The sequence below is a fragment of the Azonexus sp. IMCC34839 genome (assembly GCF_047047955.1).
Lineage (GTDB): Bacteria > Pseudomonadota > Gammaproteobacteria > Burkholderiales > Rhodocyclaceae > Azonexus.
In genome coordinates this window covers 1,504,829-1,522,462 of the sequence record NZ_CP150631.1, presented here as the reverse complement: position 1 = coordinate 1,522,462, position 17,634 = coordinate 1,504,829, and the positions used below count along the sequence as shown (strand labels likewise).

Genomic DNA, 17,634 nt, shown 5'->3' with positions numbered 1-17,634 from the left:
CCGCTTAGGCGGCGGCTTGCACCGGAATCTTGTGGCCCTTGCGGACGATGCGGTTTTGCGAATCGACGTAGATCAGGCTGGGCTCGTGCTTGGCCAGTTCGACTTCGTTGTAGACCGCGAAGGTGGCGATGATCAGGATGTCGCCGGGGGCGGCGCGGCGGGCGGCGGAGCCGTTCACCGAAATGACGCCCGATCCACGTTCGGCACGAATTGCGTAGGTGGTGAAACGTTCGCCATTGTTGACGTTCCAGATATCGATCTGCTCGTATTCCTTGATGTCGGCAGCGTCGAGCAGATCCTCGTCGATGGCGCAGGAACCTTCGTAATGCAGGTCGGCGTGAGTCGTGGTCACGCGGTGCAGCTTGGATTTCAACATTGTTCTCTGCATGGTTTCACTCATCCAGAAAGTTGGGGGAAGCGCATTGTAACGGCAATAGTCTTGCTGTCAACGGGGATAATTATGGATATTTTTGCGCGGCTAAATTTCAATATTATCAATCAGCCGGGTCGCTCCCAGTCGGCTCGCCGCAAGCACCACCAGTGGGGCATCTACGCCTTTCGGGATAGCAAGGTCGGACTGTTGTCGCACTGCAACATAATCGGTTTTCCAACCCGCGGCAGCCAATTGATCGACGGCATTTTTCTCCAGCGCAGCGAAGTCGGTATTGCCGCCGCGGATGGCATCGCGAATTTCATTGAGCAGACGAAACAGGCGCGGCGCTTCGGCGCGCTCGGCCTCGCTGAGGTAGCCGTTGCGTGAGGAGAGGGCCAGGCCATCCTCGGCACGTACGGTTTCGCCGCCGATGATGTCGATCGGGAGCGCCAATTGGCGGGTCATGTTGCGGATGACCATCAGCTGCTGGTAGTCCTTCTTGCCGAATACTGCGGCATCAGGTTGCACGCAGTTGAACAGCTTGGTGACGACGGTGGCGACGCCGCGGAAGTGGCCGGGGCGGAATTCGCCGTCGAGCACATTCTGGATGCCCGGCGGCTCGATGAAGTATTCCTGCGGCTCGGGGTAGAGATTGGTTTCGGTCGGTGCGAACAGCACATCGACGCCGGCGGCGGCGAGCTTGTCGCAGTCAGCCTGGAAGGTGCGCGGGTATTTGTCGAAATCCTCGTTCGGGCCGAACTGCAGGCGGTTGACGAAGATCGAGGCGACCACGGTGTCGCCGTGGGCGCGTGCCTGTTCCATCAGGCTGATGTGGCCGGCGTGCAGGTTGCCCATGGTCGGCACGAAAACGATGCGGCCACGGCTCTTCAAGGCCGTGCGCAGGTCGGCGATGGCGGAATGGATTTGCATGGTCGGGGTCTCTTGCGGCGAAAGGCCGGGTCTGACGCCCGGCTATTCAGGATCAGGCCGAATACGTGTGTTCCGGACCCGGATAGCTGCCGTCCTTGACGGCGGCGACGGCACGGCAGGCGGCGTCGTGAATGGACGATACACCTTCCATGAAATTCTTGACGAACTTGGCCTTCTTGCCCGGCGGGATGTCGAAGGCGTCGTGCAGCACCATGACCTGGCCGGAGCAATCCTTGCCGGCGCCGATACCGATGGTGATGATCTTCAGTTGCGCCGTGACTTCGGCGGCGAGTACGGCGGGAATGGCTTCCAGCACGATCATGGTCGCGCCGGCATCCTGCAGAGCCTGTGCATCGTCCTTCAGGCGCTGCGCGGCGGCATCGCCCTTGCCCTGCACTTTGTAACCGCCCAGTACATGCACCGACTGCGGCGTCAGGCCGACGTGGCCGCACACCGGGATGCCACGGCTGACCAGAAAGCGTACGGTGGCCGCCATTTCGGCACCGCCTTCGAGCTTGACCATCTGCGCGCCGGCCGCCATCAAGGTCACGGCGTTGCGGAAAGCCTGCTCCGGTGATTCCTGATAGCTGCCGAACGGCATGTCGGCAATGATGAAGGGGCGATCCGAGCCACGCTTCACGCAAGCGGTGTGATAGGCGATGTCGGCCACGGTGACCGGCAGGGTCGTGTCATGGCCCTGGATGACGTTGCCCAGCGAATCGCCAATCAGCAGTGACTCGACACCGGCGCCGTCGAGCAGACGGGCGAAGCTGGCGTCGTAGCAGGTGAACATGACGACCTTCTCGCCGGCGGTGTAGAGCTTGGCGAGATCGGCTTGGGTCAGGCGACGAGTGATGGTTTGAGCGGACATCAGGTACGAAATACGAAATATACGGCGCCTAGGATACACAGAGCCGCCCACAAGTAGTCAAGCTTTAGTGGTTGGTTCATGTAAAAGACGACGAAGGGCACGAAGACGGTCAGGGTGATGACCTCTTGCAGGATCTTCAATTGGGCCAGCGACATCTCGGTGTTGCCGATGCGGTTGGCCGGCACCTGGAGCAGGTATTCGAACAGCGCGATGCCCCAGGAAATCAAGGCAGCGATCCACCAGGGCTTGTCGTTCTGGTGCTTGAGGTGCGAATACCAGGCGAAGGTCATGAAGACGTTCGAGGCGGTCAGCAGCAATATGGTCTGCCAGATGACCGGGATGTCCTTCAGGAAGTTCATAGCCGGACGATGCCCTGATTGGCCACGGCCGGCAGCCAGGCGGCAAGGGTGCCGCGGCCGGGCAGCGGGAAGTCAGGGGAAGGAACGACGTCGGCCAGCGGGTAGAGCACGAAGGCGCGCAGGTGCAGGCGCGGGTGCGGCAGGGTCAGGCGCGGCGTATCGAGCACAAGATCGTCGTAGAGCAGCACGTCGAGGTCGAGCGTACGCGGGCCGTTGCGTAACTCGCGGACGCGGCCGAATTGCTGTTCGATGCCGAGAAGGGCGTCGAGCAGGGCTTCCGGGCTCAGCGCGGTTTCCACGCGAGCGGCGGCGTTGATGAACTCCGGTTGCTCGGTGATGCCGACCGGCGCCGTGCGGTAGAGCGCCGAGGTGGCGGCCAGCGTGGTCTGCGGCAAAGCGCTCAGGGCGGCGAAAGCGGCGTTAACGGTGGCGACCGGGTCGCCGAGGTTGGCGCCCAGGGCGATATAGGCAGTGCTCATGGCAGGTCCGGGTTTATTCGCTGGCGGAAGGGCCGGCGGCCGGCTTTTTCTTGCGGCGGCGACGTTTCTTCTTGTCGCCCGGCTGTTCGGGCAGCAGCATTTCGCCGCGCTTGTCGCCTTCGACATTCTGGAAGCGCGTCCACCAGTCGGCGATTTCCATGTCGATTTCGCCAGCCTGGGCGCGCAGCACCAGAAAGTCGTAGGCGGCGCGGAAGCGCGGCTGCTCGAGCAGCGCATAGGGGCGTTTGCCGGCGCGCTGTTCGAAGCGCGGCTGCAGGGCCCACAATTCCTTGATGTCGCCGGTGATGCGGCGGGTGATGGCGAGCTTTTCGCCCTGCACGTCGAGCACGTGATCCATCGCCTGGTAGAGGGCGGGAATCTTCAACTGGCCTTCGGCGAGCAGTTTTTCCCAATGCGCCAGCACTTCATGCCAGAGCAGGGTGGCGAACAGGAAGCTGGGCGAGGTGCCCTTGCCGCGACGCACGCGGTCGTCGGTGTTGGCCAGCGCCAGCATGACGAACTTCTCGCCCATCGGTTGTTCGAGGATGACGTCGAGCAGCGGCAGCAGGCCATGGTGCAGGCCTTCGTCGCGCAGTTGGGTCAGGCATTTGACCGAGAAGCCCGAGGTCAGCAGCTTCAACATTTCGTCGAACAGGCGGGCTGGCGGCACGTTTTCCAGCAGATCGGCCATGTCGCGAATTGGCTTGCGGGCTTCCGGATCGATCTGCAGGCCGAGCTTGGCGGCCAGGCGTACGGCGCGCAGCATGCGCACCGGATCTTCGCGGTAGCGGGCGCGCGGCTCGCCGATCATGCGCAGGGTCTTGGCCTTGAGGTCGCCGACGCCGTGGTGGTAGTCGAGTACCGCCTCGGTGGCCGGGTCGTAATACAGGGCGTTGGCCGTGAAGTCGCGGCGGGCGGCATCTTCGGCCTGGGTGCCGAAGACGTTGTCGTGCAGCACGCGGCCGTGTTCGTCTTTTTTCGTGTTGGCATCGAGTGCACCGCGGAAGGTGGTCACTTCGATAGTTTCCTGCCCCATCATCACGTGCACGATCTGGAAGCGGCGGCCGATGATGCGCGAGCGGCGGAAGCAGTGGCGTACCTGCTCCGGCGTGGCGTCGGTGGCGACGTCGAAATCCTTCGGCTCGGCGCCGATCAGCAGGTCGCGCACGGCGCCGCCGACCACATAGGCCTTGTAGCCATGCTGTTGCAGCGTCTCGCAGGTGCGGCGGCTGCCGCTGCTGATGCGGTCGCGCGTGATGCCGTGGCTGGAGACGGGAATGACGGCGGGTTCGTGGCGGTTGGCGGCGGGTTTCTTGCCGCTGAAGACGCGGGAAATGAGCTTGCGGATCACTGGACTCTGATCGTGGCGCGCGTATTGCGCTGCAGAAAAACGCGGATTCTACCGCAAACTGATGATTTTCCAGCCCATTTCTGAGGCATGGGCGCGCAGCTTGTCGTCGGGGTCGACGGCGACCGGCATATTGACCTTCTGCATCAGCGGCAGGTCGTTGTGCGAATCGCTGTAGAAATAGCTGTTCTCGAAGCTGCCCCACCACAGGCCGAGTTCCTGCAGCCAGTTCTCGACGCGGACGATCTTGCCGCCCTGGAAGGACGGCGTGCCGGTCGGCTGGCCGGAAAATCGGCCGTTTTGCACGTCCACCGCAGGAATGGTGCCGATCAGGTGCTGGATGCCGAATTCACGGGCGATCGGGCTGGTCACGAAGCTGTTGGTCGCGGTGACGATGGCGCACAGGTCGCCGGCGGCCAGGTGTTCGAGTACCAGCGTGCGCGCCTTGACCGCCATGATCGGGCGGATGTGATGCTCCATGTATTCGGCGTGCCAGGCGTCGAGCTCCTCGCGGCTATGGCGCGCCAGCGGGGCGAGCTGGAAGTTCAGGAATTCGTAGATATCGAGCGTGCCGGCCTTGTAGTGCTCGTAGAACTCGATGTTCTTGGCTTCCTGGATTTCGCGGTCGACGACGCCCTTGGAAATGAGGAATTGCGCCCACTCGAAATCGGAGTCGCCGGCGAGGAGGGTATTGTCGAGGTCAAATAAAGCGAGATTCATGTTGTTTTTCGGTTGGTGGGTTAGCGCGGTCGGCGCAGTTCGTTGAGCAGGTCTAGCTGGACTTCCTGGATTTCGATCATCCGTTCCCACTGGTGCGACAGCAGGTGGTCCATCTTTTCGTGCAGGTGGCGGATTTCCAGTTCGGCCTTGAGGTTGACCTGGTAATCGTTGCGGGCGCGCAGGCGATCCTTCGCCTCCTGGCGGTTCTGGCTCATCATGATGATCGGCGCCTGGATGGCGGCCAGGCAGGAGAGCAGCAGGTTGAGCAGGATGTAGGGGAAGGGATCGACCGGCCGCCAGTACAGCACCAGCGAGTTCATCGCGATCCAGGCCACGATGAAAACGGCGAAGCAGATCAGGAAGACCCAGCTACCACCGAAATCGGCGATGCGGTCGGCCAGCTTCTCGCCGAAGCTCCAGGTTTCCTCGTAGTCGCTGTCCACATCAGCCGCCAGCGTTTCATGCGTCTGCAGGCTGCGTACGACTTCCTGTTCCAGTTCCGACAACTCGCCCTTTTCGGCGACGAGCAGGGCGTGGACGTACTGGGCGCGGTAATGGGCGAGATCGTTGCGGCAAATCTGGCTGGCCTCGGACCAATCCGGATGGTCGCGGCGAATCTCCGCGGCGACGGTGTCGCGTACCAGGGCGCCGGACACCAGTTCGTGGGCCGGAAAATTCTTGCCGCAGACTGCGCAGGCACCGCCGCCGTTCGTCTTGCTATGCCGCATGCGAGCTCCGCGCCGCAGCGGGGCGGTGACAGGAAATCGACGAAGGGAAATGCGGCTTTGGCATGGGGCGGCGGGAAGAAGTGCATCCGGCAAGCGGTGTTTGCCCAGCATTATAGCGGCAGCATCACGCAGGAATCATGACACAGCCGGCACGGACGAAAGCATTTTTGCCCCAAATGGGCAGTGCACCGCAGCAGTGAGTTTTTTTGCCTGAAAACGGCTCAGTCGGTCTGCAACATCTCGCGCAGCAACGGCAGCGTCACCGGGCGCTTCTGTTCCAGCGTGTATTGATCGAGCGCCACCACCAGCATGGCCAGCGTGCGCATGTCGCGCGACACATGGCGCAAGAGGTAAGCGATCACTTCTGGCGAAAGCTTCAGAGCGCGCTCCTTGGCCAGCCCGGCCACGGCAGCTGCCTTCTCCTCGTCGCTCAACGCTTGCAGGCGATAGATCAGCCCCGAGCCGAGGCGTGTGCGCAAATCCTCGCGCAGCGCCAGATGTGCCGGCGGCTGCGGCGCGGCCGTCAGCAAGCGGCCGCCATCGGCCTTGATCTGGTTGAACAGCGCAAACAGCGCCACCTGCCCATCGGCATCCAGCGCATCGACGTTATCCACCGCCAGCGGCTCGGTCGCCGTTACCCCGGACAGCGCCGGATTGAGCGTGGCATCGACATAAACGAAGCCGCTCGCCTGCAGCAAATGCGATTTGCCGCAACCCGCCTCGCCATGCAGGCAAAACGCCGTTGCTTCCAGCTGCCCGGCCAACCACCCGGTCAACGCCGCCACCGCCTCGCCATTGCCGCCGGCAACGAAGTTGTCCAGCGTGGGCGGGCTATCGGGCAGGAGGTCGAGAATGAGCTGGCGCATGGCGGTTCGGGGTGGGAGGGGGCGGATTTTAGCAGAGGGTGACGGTAGTGGCTGCTGCCAGCCAGAAGCTGAGATCCAATAGAATGCCCCAATCTGACCAGTTAATGGCTTACCAAGCGGAAAACTCTTATGGAAATTCGTAGGTTTAGGCTTGGAGATGAGAAGGAATTGTTACGTGTGCACATCTCAGCAATTCATATCCTCTCATCCAGAGACTACACACCTGAACAAATTGAAGCGTGGGCACCTGCCGACCTTGATGCAGATCTGTGGGTCAATCGAGTTCGGGAAATCCGCCCCTTTGTCGCCGAAATTGGTAACGACATCGTCGGCTATGCGGATGTACAACAGGATGGGTATATCGACCAGTTCTTTGTGTCAGGCACCCATGCGCGTCAAGGAATTGGCACTCGGTTGATGGCTCGTATCCATGACGAGGCAATGTCTCTGGGCTTGACCGAACTAACGTCTGATGTGAGCAAGACAGCCGAGCCGTTTTTTGCTCTCCACGGATTCCAAGTAGTCGAGCGAAGATTCCCAATCAGGCGTGGCGTGACGCTTCAAAACGCGTTTATGCGTAAAGTTCTTACACATGCAGACAGAGTGGCACCGTTGTAGCTAGTCAGTGGGGAAGCTGATGAGCCAAGTCAGTCGAAGGAGTGCTTCGGGGTGTTTTTCCTCCTAACGTAAAAGCCCCCGGTCTGCTGTCGCAGCCGGGGGCTTTTACGTTGCCTCAAGCGAGGCGACAGGTGCTTACTGCCAGCTCACCAAACCGTAGTTCTTCTTGCCGCGGCGAAGGATGGTGAAACGGCCGTAGAGGCGTTCTTCGCCGGCGATCTGGTGGTCGAGGGCTTCGGCCTTGGCGCCGTTGATGGTGACGCTGCCGCTCTGGATGAAGGTGCGGGCTTCGGACTTGGACTTGGCCAGGCCAGCGGCGACGAGGGCGTCGATCAGGCTGCCGTTGGTGGCTTCGAGCGCGACGCCGGGCATGCCGTCCTGGGCGAGCTGTTCGAGGTCGTTTTCGGTCAGGTCGGCCAGTTGACCGGAGAAGAGGCTTTCGGTGATGCGGCGGGCGGCCATCAGGGCGACTTCGCCGTGCACCAGTCGGGTGGCTTCTTCAGCCAGGATGCGCTGGGCTTCCGGCTTGCCGCCGTTGGCCTTGTCGGCGGCTTCGATCTCGGCGATGCGGGCGACCGGCAGGAAGGTGAAGAACTTGAGGAACTTGTAGACGTCGGCGTCCGCCGTGTTCAGCCAGAACTGGTAGAAGGCGTAGGGCGAGGTCTTCTTCGGGTCGAGCCAGACGGCGCCGGACTCGGTCTTGCCGAACTTGGTGCCGTCGGCCTTGGTGATCAGCGGCACGGTCATGCCGTAAACCTGGGAGTGGTGCAGGCGACGGGTGAGGTCGGTCCCGGCGACGATGTTGCCCCACTGGTCGGAGCCGCCGACCTGCAGCACGCACTTGTGGCGCTTGTAGAGCTCGGCGAAGTCGTAGCCCTGCAGCAGGCTGTAGGAGAACTCGGTGTAGGAGATGCCCTGGTCTTCGCGGACCAGGCGCTGCTGCACCGATTCCTTCTTGATCATGGCGTTGACCGAGAAGTGCTTGCCGATGTCGCGCAGGAATTCGAGGCAGTTCATGCCACCGAACCAGTCGTAGTTGTTGGCCATCAGCGCGGCGTTTTCGCCTTCGAAGCTGAGGAAGGGCTCGACCTGGCCGCGAATCTTGCCGACCCAGCTGGCGATCACGTCCGGCGTGTTGAGCTTGCGTTCCGTGGCCTTGAAGCTGGGGTCGCCAATCATGCCGGTGGCGCCGCCGACCAGGGCGATGGGCTTGTGGCCGGCCTGCTGGAAGCGCTTGAGGATCAACACCGGCACCAGGTGGCCGAGGTGCAGGCTGTCGGCCGTCGGATCGAAGCCGCAATACAACGTGACCTTCTCCTCGGACAGCATCTTGTCGAGCGTTTCCGCATCGGTCAGCTGGGCGATCAGGCCGCGATCCTGCAGGTCCTGAAGGAGGGGGTTCTGGTACATGGCTTTCTCCACTAACGGGCGCAAGCGATAAATGGCGCCGGCAAAAATCGAACGCGCGATTTTAGCAGAGCCTGCTGCGGTGCACAGGCGAAAAGGGGCAATTTTCAGCGCGTTTCGGGCGGGGAAAAGCGTTGCCGGGGGCTGCGGCAACGCTGTGCGATACAAAAATCAGTTGCCGAGAACGCTCTTCAGGCCAGTGTAGATCGAGACGGCGGTGGTGCCGAGGGCGACCAGGGCGCTGCCCAGATCGTTGACGCGGCTGATCGAGGTGGTCAGTGCCTTGCTCTTGTCCTTGAGCAGCGGGGCGACGTTGCGGGCGACATCGGCGCGGTTGGCCGCCCATTGCTGCAGCCACAGGCCGGTCGTGAAGCTGAGACCGATGCTGGCGGCAAACTCGATGAATTCGCGGGTTTCCGCCATGTTCTGCGGCAGGATGGGCGATTGGTCGAGCCAGCCGGTGACGCCGCTCATGCCGAAGACGGCGACGAGGGCCATGGCAAAGGCAGCCAGCAGTTTCCAGGAAAAGCTGAAGGCGGCGGCACGTCCGAAAATCAGGCCGAAGGGCAGCGGAATGGCGATGGCGAGCAGGCGCAGGTAGAGCACCTTGGCGTCGTAGACGAACAGGATCAGCCAATGCACCAACAGGAGTAGGAGCAGGGGCGTCAGGCAGGCGGCGATGACCGGCTTCCAGGCCGTTTCGCGCGGCGTGGGAGCGATTGCTGCGGCCGGCTCTTCGGCGAGCGGGGCGGTCTCGGCGCCATTCGCGCGCAGGCCGGCGACTTCGCCTTCCAGCTCGACGACGCGTTTTTGCAGCTGCCGGACGAGAAAGAGCTCGCGCCGACAGGTCGGGCAGACCAGCGCGTCGGCGTGCGTTTCAGCGAAACAGTAAGGGCAGCTCGCCATCCTATTTGACGACATTCAGGCGGATGACGGTATTGGTGACGCGGCCCTCAGAGTCTTGCACGGAAATCTGGATGTCGTGCTCGCCCGGCGGGACCTCGGCACCATCGAGGGCAATGCCCTTTTCACTGAGGCCGGGCTTGACGCGGGGCAGCAGGTCGACCGGGGTTGCCTTCAGGTAGGTGACCTTGGCGCTGGCGGTGTCAATGGTGGCGCCGCCGCGCGGTTCGAAGACGACCTTCAGGTTGAACGGGGAGGTGACGGTGGCGGCCGGCTCCGGCGACACCATTTTCACGCCGGGGCCTCGTGCAATGCCGCGTGTGGCAAGGGCGCCGGCGCCGGCGGGCAGCTTGGCCTCATCGTTCTTGATCAGGGTGACGGCCCAGGACGGCGTGGCGAGCAGGGCGGACAGCATGAAAAAGAGGGATGCGCGCTTCATCGGGTACGACTCCTTTCAATCTCCCACGAGCACGAAGGGTGCCCAGAATAGTGGGTGAGCATAACTGAAAATGGGTTTGCCGGTCTTGCCGTCGAGCTTGCCGGGGCCGTCGATCATCGTGGCCATGGCCTGGCGCAGTGCTTCGGGCTTGCCGATGCCGGAATTGCCGGCCTGCCGGCGGAATAGTTCAGTCATCAGCGCCCGCGAGGCTTCGGTTTCGACCGGCCAGTTGGACACCAGCAGGGCGCGCGCGCCAGCATAGAAGAAAGCGCGACCGAGCCCGGAAACGGCTTCGCTGCCGGCGCCTTCGCCGGAGGCCGTATTGCAGGCGGAGAGCACCACCCAGTCGGCGTTGAGCTTGAGCGACAGGATTTCCTCCTGGGTCAGCAGGCCGTCGCCGCCGGCCCCCGACACCTGCGGGGCGGAGAGCGCCAGGGCGGGCTGGCTCAGGCCGTCAAGTTCGCCAGGCACCAGGCCGTGGGTAGCGAACATGACCACCTTACGCTTGCTCAAGTCAGCCTCCATCACCGATTTTTCGTTGGCGGCCTGGCGCAGGAAGATATCGCGCTCGGGGTCGGCCCCCAGCGTGCGGGCGATGTCGCGGATTTCGTCGGCCGTGTCGGGCAGGCGCGGCAGCAGCGAGAGTTCGGCCGAATCGACCGACTCGGTGTGCGGCACGTTGCGCAGCTTCAGCGGCACGCCGCGCATGGCGACCTGAGTGACTGGCTGGCGCGCGGCTTCCTTGGCCTGATCCTCACTGAATAGCGGGTCGCCAAAGCCGATGAAAGCTTGTCGGCCGGGGTCGCCCGCCGGCAGGCGGCGCAGGCTGGCCAGTGCTGTGATTGAAGGCAACTGGGCGACGGCAGCCTTGCGCATCAGCCAGGGCACCTCGCGGTATCCGGCGAAGGTGAGGCCAGCCTTGGCCGGCAATTCGGCCGGGGCGGTGACCAGCAGGCTGAGCGGCAGCTGGCCGAGTTCGACATGGGGAACCACGAGCAAGGTTTGAGCATTCGCCGCGATGTCTTCGACCGGGGCGAACAGCTTGCGGTACAACTGGTGGGCGAGGCCGACATCGAAGGGGGGAATCTGGGCGATGGTGGCGACTTCCGGGTTCAGGGCCTTGCGCAAGCGGGCGACCTCGGCGGCGATCTGGGCACGATCGCTGCCCACCGGCGCAAACCGGCTCTGGCCGTTGCCGCTGATGGCCCACACGTAGCCGCCGTTGCGTCCGAAATACCAGGCAACCAGCACCTCGCCAGGCTGCAGCAGGCTTCGCGCCGAACTCATGCTGACCGGTGGCGGATCGACCAATTGGGCGTAATCGGGAAAGCGCTTGGCGATGGTGCTTTTCAATTGAGCGCGTTCGTTTTGCAGGGCGGTGATTTCCGCCCGGATCTTGCCCTGGATGACCGGCAGTTGCTGCTCCGGCGGTGCAGCGAGCAGGCTGCTCAGGATGTCGCTCAGCGAACTGGCGCGACGTTGCGCATCCTGCTCCTTACGAGCCAGTTCGGCCAGATCGGGGTCGCGAATGGTGGCGCGGGCGGCGCTGCGGGTCAGGGCGCGCTGCACCGAGCTGCCGCGGGCGAAGTCGGCCATCACGAAGGCTTCGTTGGCAGCATCGAAATCGGCGCGCAGTTGCCCTTGCGCCTGCATTTCGGCCAGCAGGCCGAGGTAGCGTTCGATGACGATGACCAGGCGTTCCTGGCGCCGGGTCGAGGCGGTTTCGGCATCGCTTTCGGTGCGTACGCGCTCGATCAGGATGGGAATGGCCTTGCGGAAGCTCTTGAAGGCGCGCTCGTATTGCTTGAGGTCGGCCAGTGCCATGGCGTGAAAGGCTTCCACCTCAGCCGTGCGCAGTGCGTTCTCGCCTTGCGTCTTGCTCGAAGTTTCGAGCATTTGCCCAGCCATGCGCTCGGCTTTGGTGGCCTGTCCGGTTCTGATCAGGGCGAGCACGACATCGAGATCGCCGCCCCGCAGGCGTCTCGTTTGTTCGGCGTTATTGGCGGTGAGCGCCACGATCTTGTCGTAGATGGCCAGGGCAGCCTGATCGTTGCCCAAGGCCACCTGGGCAGCCAGATTGGCGCGATGGGCGGCGAGAACAGGGATCGAGTCGGGAGCGGCGCCGCTGCGCAGGGTGACTTCGAGCGAAGCTTCGGCCAGCTTGGCAGATTCCAGATAGCGTCCTTGCTCGGCCAGAATCTTCGCCAACAGGTTGAGGCCGCGCGCCACATCAGGCGAGGCGTTGCCGGTGCGCTTCAAGGTCTTTTCCAGCGTGGCGCGGGCCGTCGCCTCGGCATCGACCAGGCGGCCCTGGGCGAGCAGCGTCTGGGCAATGGAACGCTGGATCGCTTCGGCCTGCCCGGCCATCACATCCACATTGGGCCGGTCGCCGGCCGGAACGCGACTGCTCGGCAGTTTGGCGATGACCTTGTCGGTTTCGCGGGCAGCCTCGCGGTAGGCCGTCTCCGCTTCGTTCATCTTGCCGGCCAGACGTAGGAAATCCCCGCGGGCCCGGGCGTAATTGGCCAGCCAGGAATGCGACCAGTTGGCCCAGCCCTTGGTGTTGCGCAGCGAGTTCATGGTCGTTTCGAGCTCGCGCAGATTGGCCTGCGCCATCTCGAAATCGCCGACCTGGGAGGCGATGCTGACGATCTGGTGATAGGCGCCGGTCAACTGCCCGCGCCCCGACGACTGTATGTGGGGAATCGCCTGCTGGACGTAGGCGAGGGCCGATTGGTAATTGCCGCCGGCCAACTCGGCGCCGGCCAGATTTCTGAGAGCGCGGGCATACTCGGCCGTGCCGGCGGTGCCGTTATCGGTGGCGCTCCGCAGGTCGGCGATCTGCTGCTGCACGCGTCCCAGTTGGCCGGCGGTCAGCCCGCGTTGCCAATAGAAGTCGAACAGCGTCTTGCGGTCGGCGTCGGCCGGGGGCGCTGCGTCGGCGATGGCGGTCAGCCGCGCGACCAGGTCGTCGTGCTGCCGGTAGTCGGACAGCATGCGGGTGATGTCCTTGATCGAGCGGGGCGGCACCTTGATGCTCTGTTCCAGTGTTTCGCCTTGCGGAGGCGAGATGGCATCGGCAGCCAGCGAAGCTTGCGCGGTGCCAAGGGCCAGGCAGAGCGCAGCCAGATGGCGATATCGGGAGCAGCGTGACGGCATGTCGAGATTCCCCTCGTTTTTTGGACGAAGGTATTCGATTGCCGGGAGCATGACAAGCATCGGTTCCCGCAATTTTTCAGAAGCTTGCCGGTTGACGGAAGTTTTTTGGCACTGCTGCGGTGCACGGGCCAAAAAGGCTAATTTCTCACTGGGCAATCGTTGCCATCGGGCGGACGCCGAGGCAGCGGCTGAACAGGGCGGTGCGTTCGACGATGATGGCGTCCAGGGGAGCGAGGTCGAGGAAGGTTTTGTCATCGGTGGCGCAGCGCCCCATGTCGCCGCCGCTCAACGGAATAACGTAATCGACGATGGCGCTGCCATGCCGGTAAGTCATCGGATGCACCGCCGTTTCGATGCGCTCGGGGGGCAGAAGCGTATCGACGATCAGGGCGGTGAGCACGATGCCGGCGAGCATCAAGGCGTCGACCAGGCGCCGGTGCCAGCCATAGGGGGCGAAGGGGCGGGAGGGTTCAGCCATGGTGCGGCAGCGAGGCAAGCTTGGGTGATGGTTTGGTGGCCGATTCGGTGCGCGTGCTTTGCCAGGCGGCCAGCCGGCTTTGGCTTTCGGCCAATCTGGCGGGCGTGACATCACGTCTTTCCAAAGCCTGTGCCGCGCCGTAGAGGGCGCGATAGACCTGCCGCGGGTCGTAGGTGACGAGTACGAAATCGACGCCGGCCGCCAGCGCTTCGCCGGCCACCTGGCCGATGCCGAGCCGATAGACGGCGCCCATGTTGAGGTCGTCGGTCAGCAGCAGACCATCGTAGCCCCATTGCTCGCGTAGCAGCTCGATGACCGCCGGCGAATGTGAGGCGGCGTGTTGCCGGTCGAGGGCGGTGAGGGTGACGTGGCCGAGCATGATGGCGCTGCCTTCGCGCTGGCCGAGTTGGCGGAAGGGCTGCCAGTCGGCGGTGAGTTGAGCCGGCGTCTGGTCGAGCGTGGCCGGATGCAGGTGGGTGTCGGCCCGCACGCGGCCGAGGCCGGGGAAGTGCTTGAGTGTGCCGCGTACGCCTTGCGCGGCGAGGCCGTCGAGATAGGCGGCGGCGATGGTCTCGACCTGCGCCGGGTTGCTGGCGATGGCGCGGGCGGGGATGTTGCTGAGCTTGTCTTCGCTCGTCTGTCCAGCTGGCTTCAGATCGACCACCGGGCCGAAGTTGAGCGTGATACCGAGCATGGCCAAACCCAGGCCCTGGCGTTCGCCGTAGGTGCGGGCGGCGCTGCTCGGGTTGGGGGCTTCACTCAGATTGGCGAGCGGCGGCAGTGGTTCCAGCAAGGGCGACAGGTGCGAGACTGGCCCGCCTTCCTGATCGGCGGCGACGATCAGCGGCGGGAGTTCGGCGCGCTGGCGGATGGCCTGCAACTCGGCGATTTCGGCCGCCACCTCTTCAAAGCTGCGGCCGCGTACGTTGCGCTTGCCAATGTAGATGCCGCCGATCAGGCCCTTGGCGGCCAGTTCGCGCACCTCATCGAAATCGTCATAGCCGACGATGAAGTGCTGCCCGACGGCCTGCATGTTCGGCCCGGCAGCGAGCACGGCCTCGCGTTGCAGGCGGTATTCGACGCCCCGTTCTAGCGTGAGCAGTAGCACGGCAATGAAAAGCAGTCGCGCCAGCCAGCTGAGTTGCCGCCAGCGCAGCAGGGCGATGATCGGCAGGCCGACCAGCAAGGGCGTTTCCAGATAGCGCAGGCCGTAGAACAGCGGGTGATGGAGGTGCCAGGCGAGCGGCAACAGCAGTGCAGGGATGACGGTGCTGGCGAACGTGGCGGCGAGGTTGGCGACCTTGAGGCGCGGCAGGCTGAGACGCAACGTCCCAGGCAGGGGGAGGGAAAGTGTGGGCATAGGTTTTGTCCGGTATCGGCGTCGCTGGCGGATAGGTGTTCCTTCCGCCAGCGAGCGTTGCGCGTTTACTCAGCGTCTTCCGTCAGACGTTGGCCGAGCCCGTACCAATTGACGCGGCGGGTGGCGAGCATGACGGAGGCCAGGGCGAGGAAGAGCAGCACGCTGCCCATCAGCAGGGCGTTGTCCTCGGAGAGCAGCACGCCGTAGAGCACGCCATAGAGGCCGGTCAGCCCGGCGCCGAAGGCCGCGCCCTGGCGCCAGCCGCCGAGCGCGCCGGCCAGGTAGTAGGCGATCAGCGCGATACAGGCCGCCGCCGCCAGGCCGTAGGAGGCGAAGAAGGGCAGGTGTTCGGAGAAGGCGATTAGCAGCAGGAAGAAGATGGCCAGTGCCAGCCCGACCAGCAGGTATTGCATCGGGTGGATGGGCGTGCGGCGCAGGATTTCGGTGAGGAAGAAGCCGGCGAAGGTCAGCACGATGAACAGCACGCCGTACTTCACGGCGCGTTCGGCCTGCAGATAGACATTCACCGGGTCGATGAAGTCGATGCTCAACTGCTCGCCGCTATTGGGGTTCTGCGCCGCCTCGAAATTACGGGCGAGGTGCGAGACTTCCCATTGCGCGTCGAAGCCGGTGCTGCTGACCGAGCGCGTCTGCGGCAGGAAGCGGCCACCGAAATTCGGGTGCGGCCAGTCGGATTTCAGATGGATGCGGTTGGCCTCGCCGACCGGCGCGATGGCCAGCCGGGTGGTGCCGGTCAGTTGCAGCGGAAAGCTGAAATCGAAGCGGGCCGGCAAGGCGGGGTCGAGCGTGCCGAGTTCGACGGTCAGGCGACGCAGGCTGCCTTCGCCGCCTTCCTTCGGCGAGGCGAAGCGGAAGGCCTTGCCGTTGACGGTGATCTTCGGATCGTTGCTGATGCCGCGCGAATCGCTGACGCCGAGCACCAGCCGCAGGCGGGCATCGACGATGCTCTTGCCAGTCAGTTCACTCAGCGGCTTGAGGTCGAAATAGCCGCTGCCATTGGCCGTCAGCCGGAACAGCCGCGCTCGATAGATGCCGCGCTGGCGGGTTTCGACGCCGGTTTCGCCATCGAGCGCGAATTCGGCCGGCGGCAGCGTCAGGACGCGTTCGACCAGTTGCCGGCGCGGCTTGACGTCGTCCTTCTCCGACGTGCTTTCTTCAAAAAAACGGTAGTGCACCGCAAGCGTCGGCCCAGCTAGCGTCTGCGGCCCCGCCGCGCTCTGCGCGATGCTTGCCTGCACCTCCTGCTGCCGGTGGCTGCGTTCGCGGATCTGTCCTTCGACCATGCCCAGCGGCACCAGCAGCAAAATCGCCATGATGCCGATGGCGAGCAGTTTGTAGAGCAGTTTCTTGTCCATGTTCGGCTCCCGTGTTGAAAACGATGGGCCGAGTATGGAAAGGTCAGGTGAGGCCTTGTTGAAGCGAAGCCGGGCTTGTGTGAAGCGGGGGTGAAGTCAGGGGCCGGCAAACAGGGTGGAAAGCTTGAAGGCGCTATCCCATTGGCCTACCATATGAGTATTCGGCCACGGCAAGCGGCCGGGAAGTCAATCCTAGAGGCTCACTTGGTATGTTGGAGATTGTAGCAATCCGATAACTCACGCTTTTTCCGCTCGGCGGAAGGTGGGTTATCGCTATGCAAAAAGAGGGTAACGACCCCCAAGGGTTCGTTGCCGGTTCTGCATTTTGATTGCTAGAGATTGACCAACATGAACATTTCCAAGCCTGAGCAGAGGACACTGCATGTCCTCGCCAAAGGTGGCCGCATTGTGCACAGACGCGACGACGCCGGCCGCATTTCAACCGTCGATTGCTATACCCGCGAAGGTTTCGTCTTGGCGGACTGCACGCTTCTCGTCTTCCAGCGGCTGCGCGGCAAACGCCTGATCAGCTCGAAAGACGGCCAGCCTTATCTGATCAACAAGGCTGGGCTGAGAGCGGTTCGGGCACAGCTCGATAATCAGTAAACTCCGTCCGCAGCGGCCTTCGGTTGCTGCGGTTTTACCGAAATTTGGGTTAGCTCAGTCTGCCCCCAATTATTCCTTGATCGATGAAAGGGGTGGCCTCATTGCCACCACAAAGCACCAACACCGGCTAGCAGAATGCCTAGTAGCGCTAGGACTCGGACAGTTGTTCCGTACGCAACTTCATGAAGCATCGAGCCTCGAAATGTTGGCCTAACTGGGCTTAGCTGTAACAGGCCCGCCCAAGCAGCAAAACCACCTCCAATCCACGTGATCACCTTTCCATAGTCGGGTTCCAAAGCCGGATGTACCTTCCCGGCACTGGCGGCAATAGCTAAGGCGAAGGCCAGTAACGCGATAGCAACCATCAATGTGGTTAACAGCGTACGTCGAAGCTTTACAAGGTCGGCCCTGGCTAGAGCTTCCGTCTCTTGCTGCCAGGTTGGTTGAGGGAATGCGCCAGCCTTGTATGCCTCAGCAATCTGCCCGGATTGCAGTTCAGTTGCCAAATTATGTGGAATAGCTAAGGCAATGTGATGCTTGGTGCTAAGCACTGAAAGCATCGCACAAATTGCCGAGGCGCGTTTAGGATTAGGCGCTGCGTTGCTCATGTGGCC

19 protein-coding genes are annotated in these 17,634 nt (G+C 63.2%); 2 read left to right on the top strand and 17 right to left on the bottom strand.

Annotated features, from left to right (window positions below; translation table 11 throughout):
- Positions 1 to 4 precede the first annotated feature (4 nt).
- From panD to hda, 9 genes are all read right to left on the bottom strand, one after another.
- Positions 5 to 388, bottom strand: coding sequence for an aspartate 1-decarboxylase (gene panD, locus WIF35_RS07550; protein WP_412480949.1), 384 nt, complete (start codon positions 386 to 388; stop codon positions 5 to 7).
- Positions 389 to 478: 90 nt separating this feature from the next.
- On the bottom strand, positions 479 to 1,303 hold the full coding sequence (panC, locus tag WIF35_RS07545) for a pantoate--beta-alanine ligase (protein ID WP_412480948.1): 825 nt from the start codon (positions 1,301 to 1,303) through the stop codon (positions 479 to 481).
- Between the two features lie 52 nt (positions 1,304 to 1,355).
- Positions 1,356 to 2,174, bottom strand: coding sequence for a 3-methyl-2-oxobutanoate hydroxymethyltransferase (panB, locus tag WIF35_RS07540; protein WP_412480947.1), 819 nt, complete (start codon positions 2,172 to 2,174; stop codon positions 1,356 to 1,358).
- The gene (locus WIF35_RS07535) at positions 2,174 to 2,533 is read right to left on the bottom strand and encodes a DMT family protein (RefSeq protein ID WP_412480946.1); all 360 of its coding nucleotides are present in this window, start codon (positions 2,531 to 2,533) and stop codon (positions 2,174 to 2,176) included. The genes panB and WIF35_RS07535 overlap by 1 nt, the downstream gene beginning before the upstream one ends.
- Positions 2,530 to 3,012 carry a 2-amino-4-hydroxy-6-hydroxymethyldihydropteridine diphosphokinase gene (gene folK, locus WIF35_RS07530; RefSeq protein WP_412480945.1) on the bottom strand — a complete coding sequence of 161 codons (483 nt, stop codon included), beginning with the start codon at positions 3,010 to 3,012 and terminating at the stop codon, positions 2,530 to 2,532. The genes WIF35_RS07535 and folK overlap by 4 nt, the downstream gene beginning before the upstream one ends.
- Before the next feature lie 13 nt (positions 3,013 to 3,025).
- On the bottom strand, positions 3,026 to 4,363 hold the full coding sequence (gene pcnB, locus WIF35_RS07525; RefSeq protein WP_412480944.1) for a polynucleotide adenylyltransferase PcnB: 1,338 nt from the start codon (positions 4,361 to 4,363) through the stop codon (positions 3,026 to 3,028).
- Positions 4,364 to 4,411: 48 nt separating this feature from the next.
- The gene (locus WIF35_RS07520; protein ID WP_412480943.1) at positions 4,412 to 5,080 is read right to left on the bottom strand and encodes an HAD family hydrolase; all 669 of its coding nucleotides are present in this window, start codon (positions 5,078 to 5,080) and stop codon (positions 4,412 to 4,414) included.
- 20 nt (positions 5,081 to 5,100) lie between these two features.
- Positions 5,101 to 5,808, bottom strand: coding sequence for a DUF1003 domain-containing protein (locus WIF35_RS07515; RefSeq protein WP_412480942.1), 708 nt, complete (start codon positions 5,806 to 5,808; stop codon positions 5,101 to 5,103).
- 221 nt (positions 5,809 to 6,029) lie between these two features.
- Positions 6,030 to 6,674 (bottom strand): DnaA regulatory inactivator Hda, encoded by a 645-nt coding sequence (gene hda / locus WIF35_RS07510; RefSeq protein WP_412480941.1) that lies wholly within the window; start codon positions 6,672 to 6,674, stop codon positions 6,030 to 6,032.
- A gap of 129 nt (positions 6,675 to 6,803) precedes the next feature.
- Here hda and WIF35_RS07505 point away from each other — a divergent pair, with 129 nt between their 5' ends.
- A complete protein-coding gene (locus WIF35_RS07505; RefSeq protein WP_412480940.1) occupies positions 6,804 to 7,292 on the top strand; it encodes a GNAT family N-acetyltransferase in 489 nt (162 codons plus the stop codon).
- Between the two features lie 135 nt (positions 7,293 to 7,427).
- On the opposite strand, the gene tyrS is transcribed toward WIF35_RS07505, so the two are convergent.
- From tyrS to creD, 7 genes are all read right to left on the bottom strand, one after another.
- Positions 7,428 to 8,702 carry a tyrosine--tRNA ligase gene (tyrS, locus tag WIF35_RS07500; RefSeq protein WP_412480939.1) on the bottom strand — a complete coding sequence of 425 codons (1,275 nt, stop codon included), beginning with the start codon at positions 8,700 to 8,702 and terminating at the stop codon, positions 7,428 to 7,430.
- Positions 8,703 to 8,870: 168 nt separating this feature from the next.
- Positions 8,871 to 9,605: a hypothetical protein gene (locus tag WIF35_RS07495; protein ID WP_412480938.1), complete on the bottom strand. Its 735-nt coding sequence runs from the start codon at positions 9,603 to 9,605 to the stop codon at positions 8,871 to 8,873.
- Between the two features lies 1 nt (position 9,606).
- Entirely contained in the window at positions 9,607 to 10,041 is a 435-nt protein-coding gene (locus WIF35_RS07490; protein ID WP_412480937.1) for a hypothetical protein, read from the bottom strand.
- 15 nt (positions 10,042 to 10,056) lie between these two features.
- Complete coding sequence (locus WIF35_RS07485; protein ID WP_412480936.1) at positions 10,057 to 13,200, bottom strand: CHAT domain-containing protein; 3,144 nt, start codon at positions 13,198 to 13,200, stop codon at positions 10,057 to 10,059.
- A gap of 145 nt (positions 13,201 to 13,345) precedes the next feature.
- On the bottom strand, positions 13,346 to 13,678 hold the full coding sequence (locus tag WIF35_RS07480; protein WP_412480935.1) for a hypothetical protein: 333 nt from the start codon (positions 13,676 to 13,678) through the stop codon (positions 13,346 to 13,348).
- On the bottom strand, positions 13,671 to 15,038 hold the full coding sequence (locus WIF35_RS07475) for a glycoside hydrolase family 3 N-terminal domain-containing protein (RefSeq protein WP_412480934.1): 1,368 nt from the start codon (positions 15,036 to 15,038) through the stop codon (positions 13,671 to 13,673). The genes WIF35_RS07480 and WIF35_RS07475 overlap by 8 nt, the downstream gene beginning before the upstream one ends.
- Before the next feature lie 65 nt (positions 15,039 to 15,103).
- Positions 15,104 to 16,414 carry a cell envelope integrity protein CreD gene (gene creD, locus WIF35_RS07470; protein WP_412480933.1) on the bottom strand — a complete coding sequence of 437 codons (1,311 nt, stop codon included), beginning with the start codon at positions 16,412 to 16,414 and terminating at the stop codon, positions 15,104 to 15,106.
- Positions 16,415 to 16,762: 348 nt separating this feature from the next.
- Here creD and WIF35_RS07465 point away from each other — a divergent pair, with 348 nt between their 5' ends.
- Positions 16,763 to 17,020 carry a YjhX family toxin gene (locus WIF35_RS07465; protein WP_412480932.1) on the top strand — a complete coding sequence of 86 codons (258 nt, stop codon included), beginning with the start codon at positions 16,763 to 16,765 and terminating at the stop codon, positions 17,018 to 17,020.
- A gap of 98 nt (positions 17,021 to 17,118) precedes the next feature.
- Here the strand turns inward: WIF35_RS07465 and WIF35_RS07460 are convergent, their stop codons facing one another.
- Complete coding sequence (locus WIF35_RS07460) at positions 17,119 to 17,628, bottom strand: hypothetical protein (protein WP_412480931.1); 510 nt, start codon at positions 17,626 to 17,628, stop codon at positions 17,119 to 17,121.
- Positions 17,629 to 17,634 lie beyond the last annotated feature (6 nt).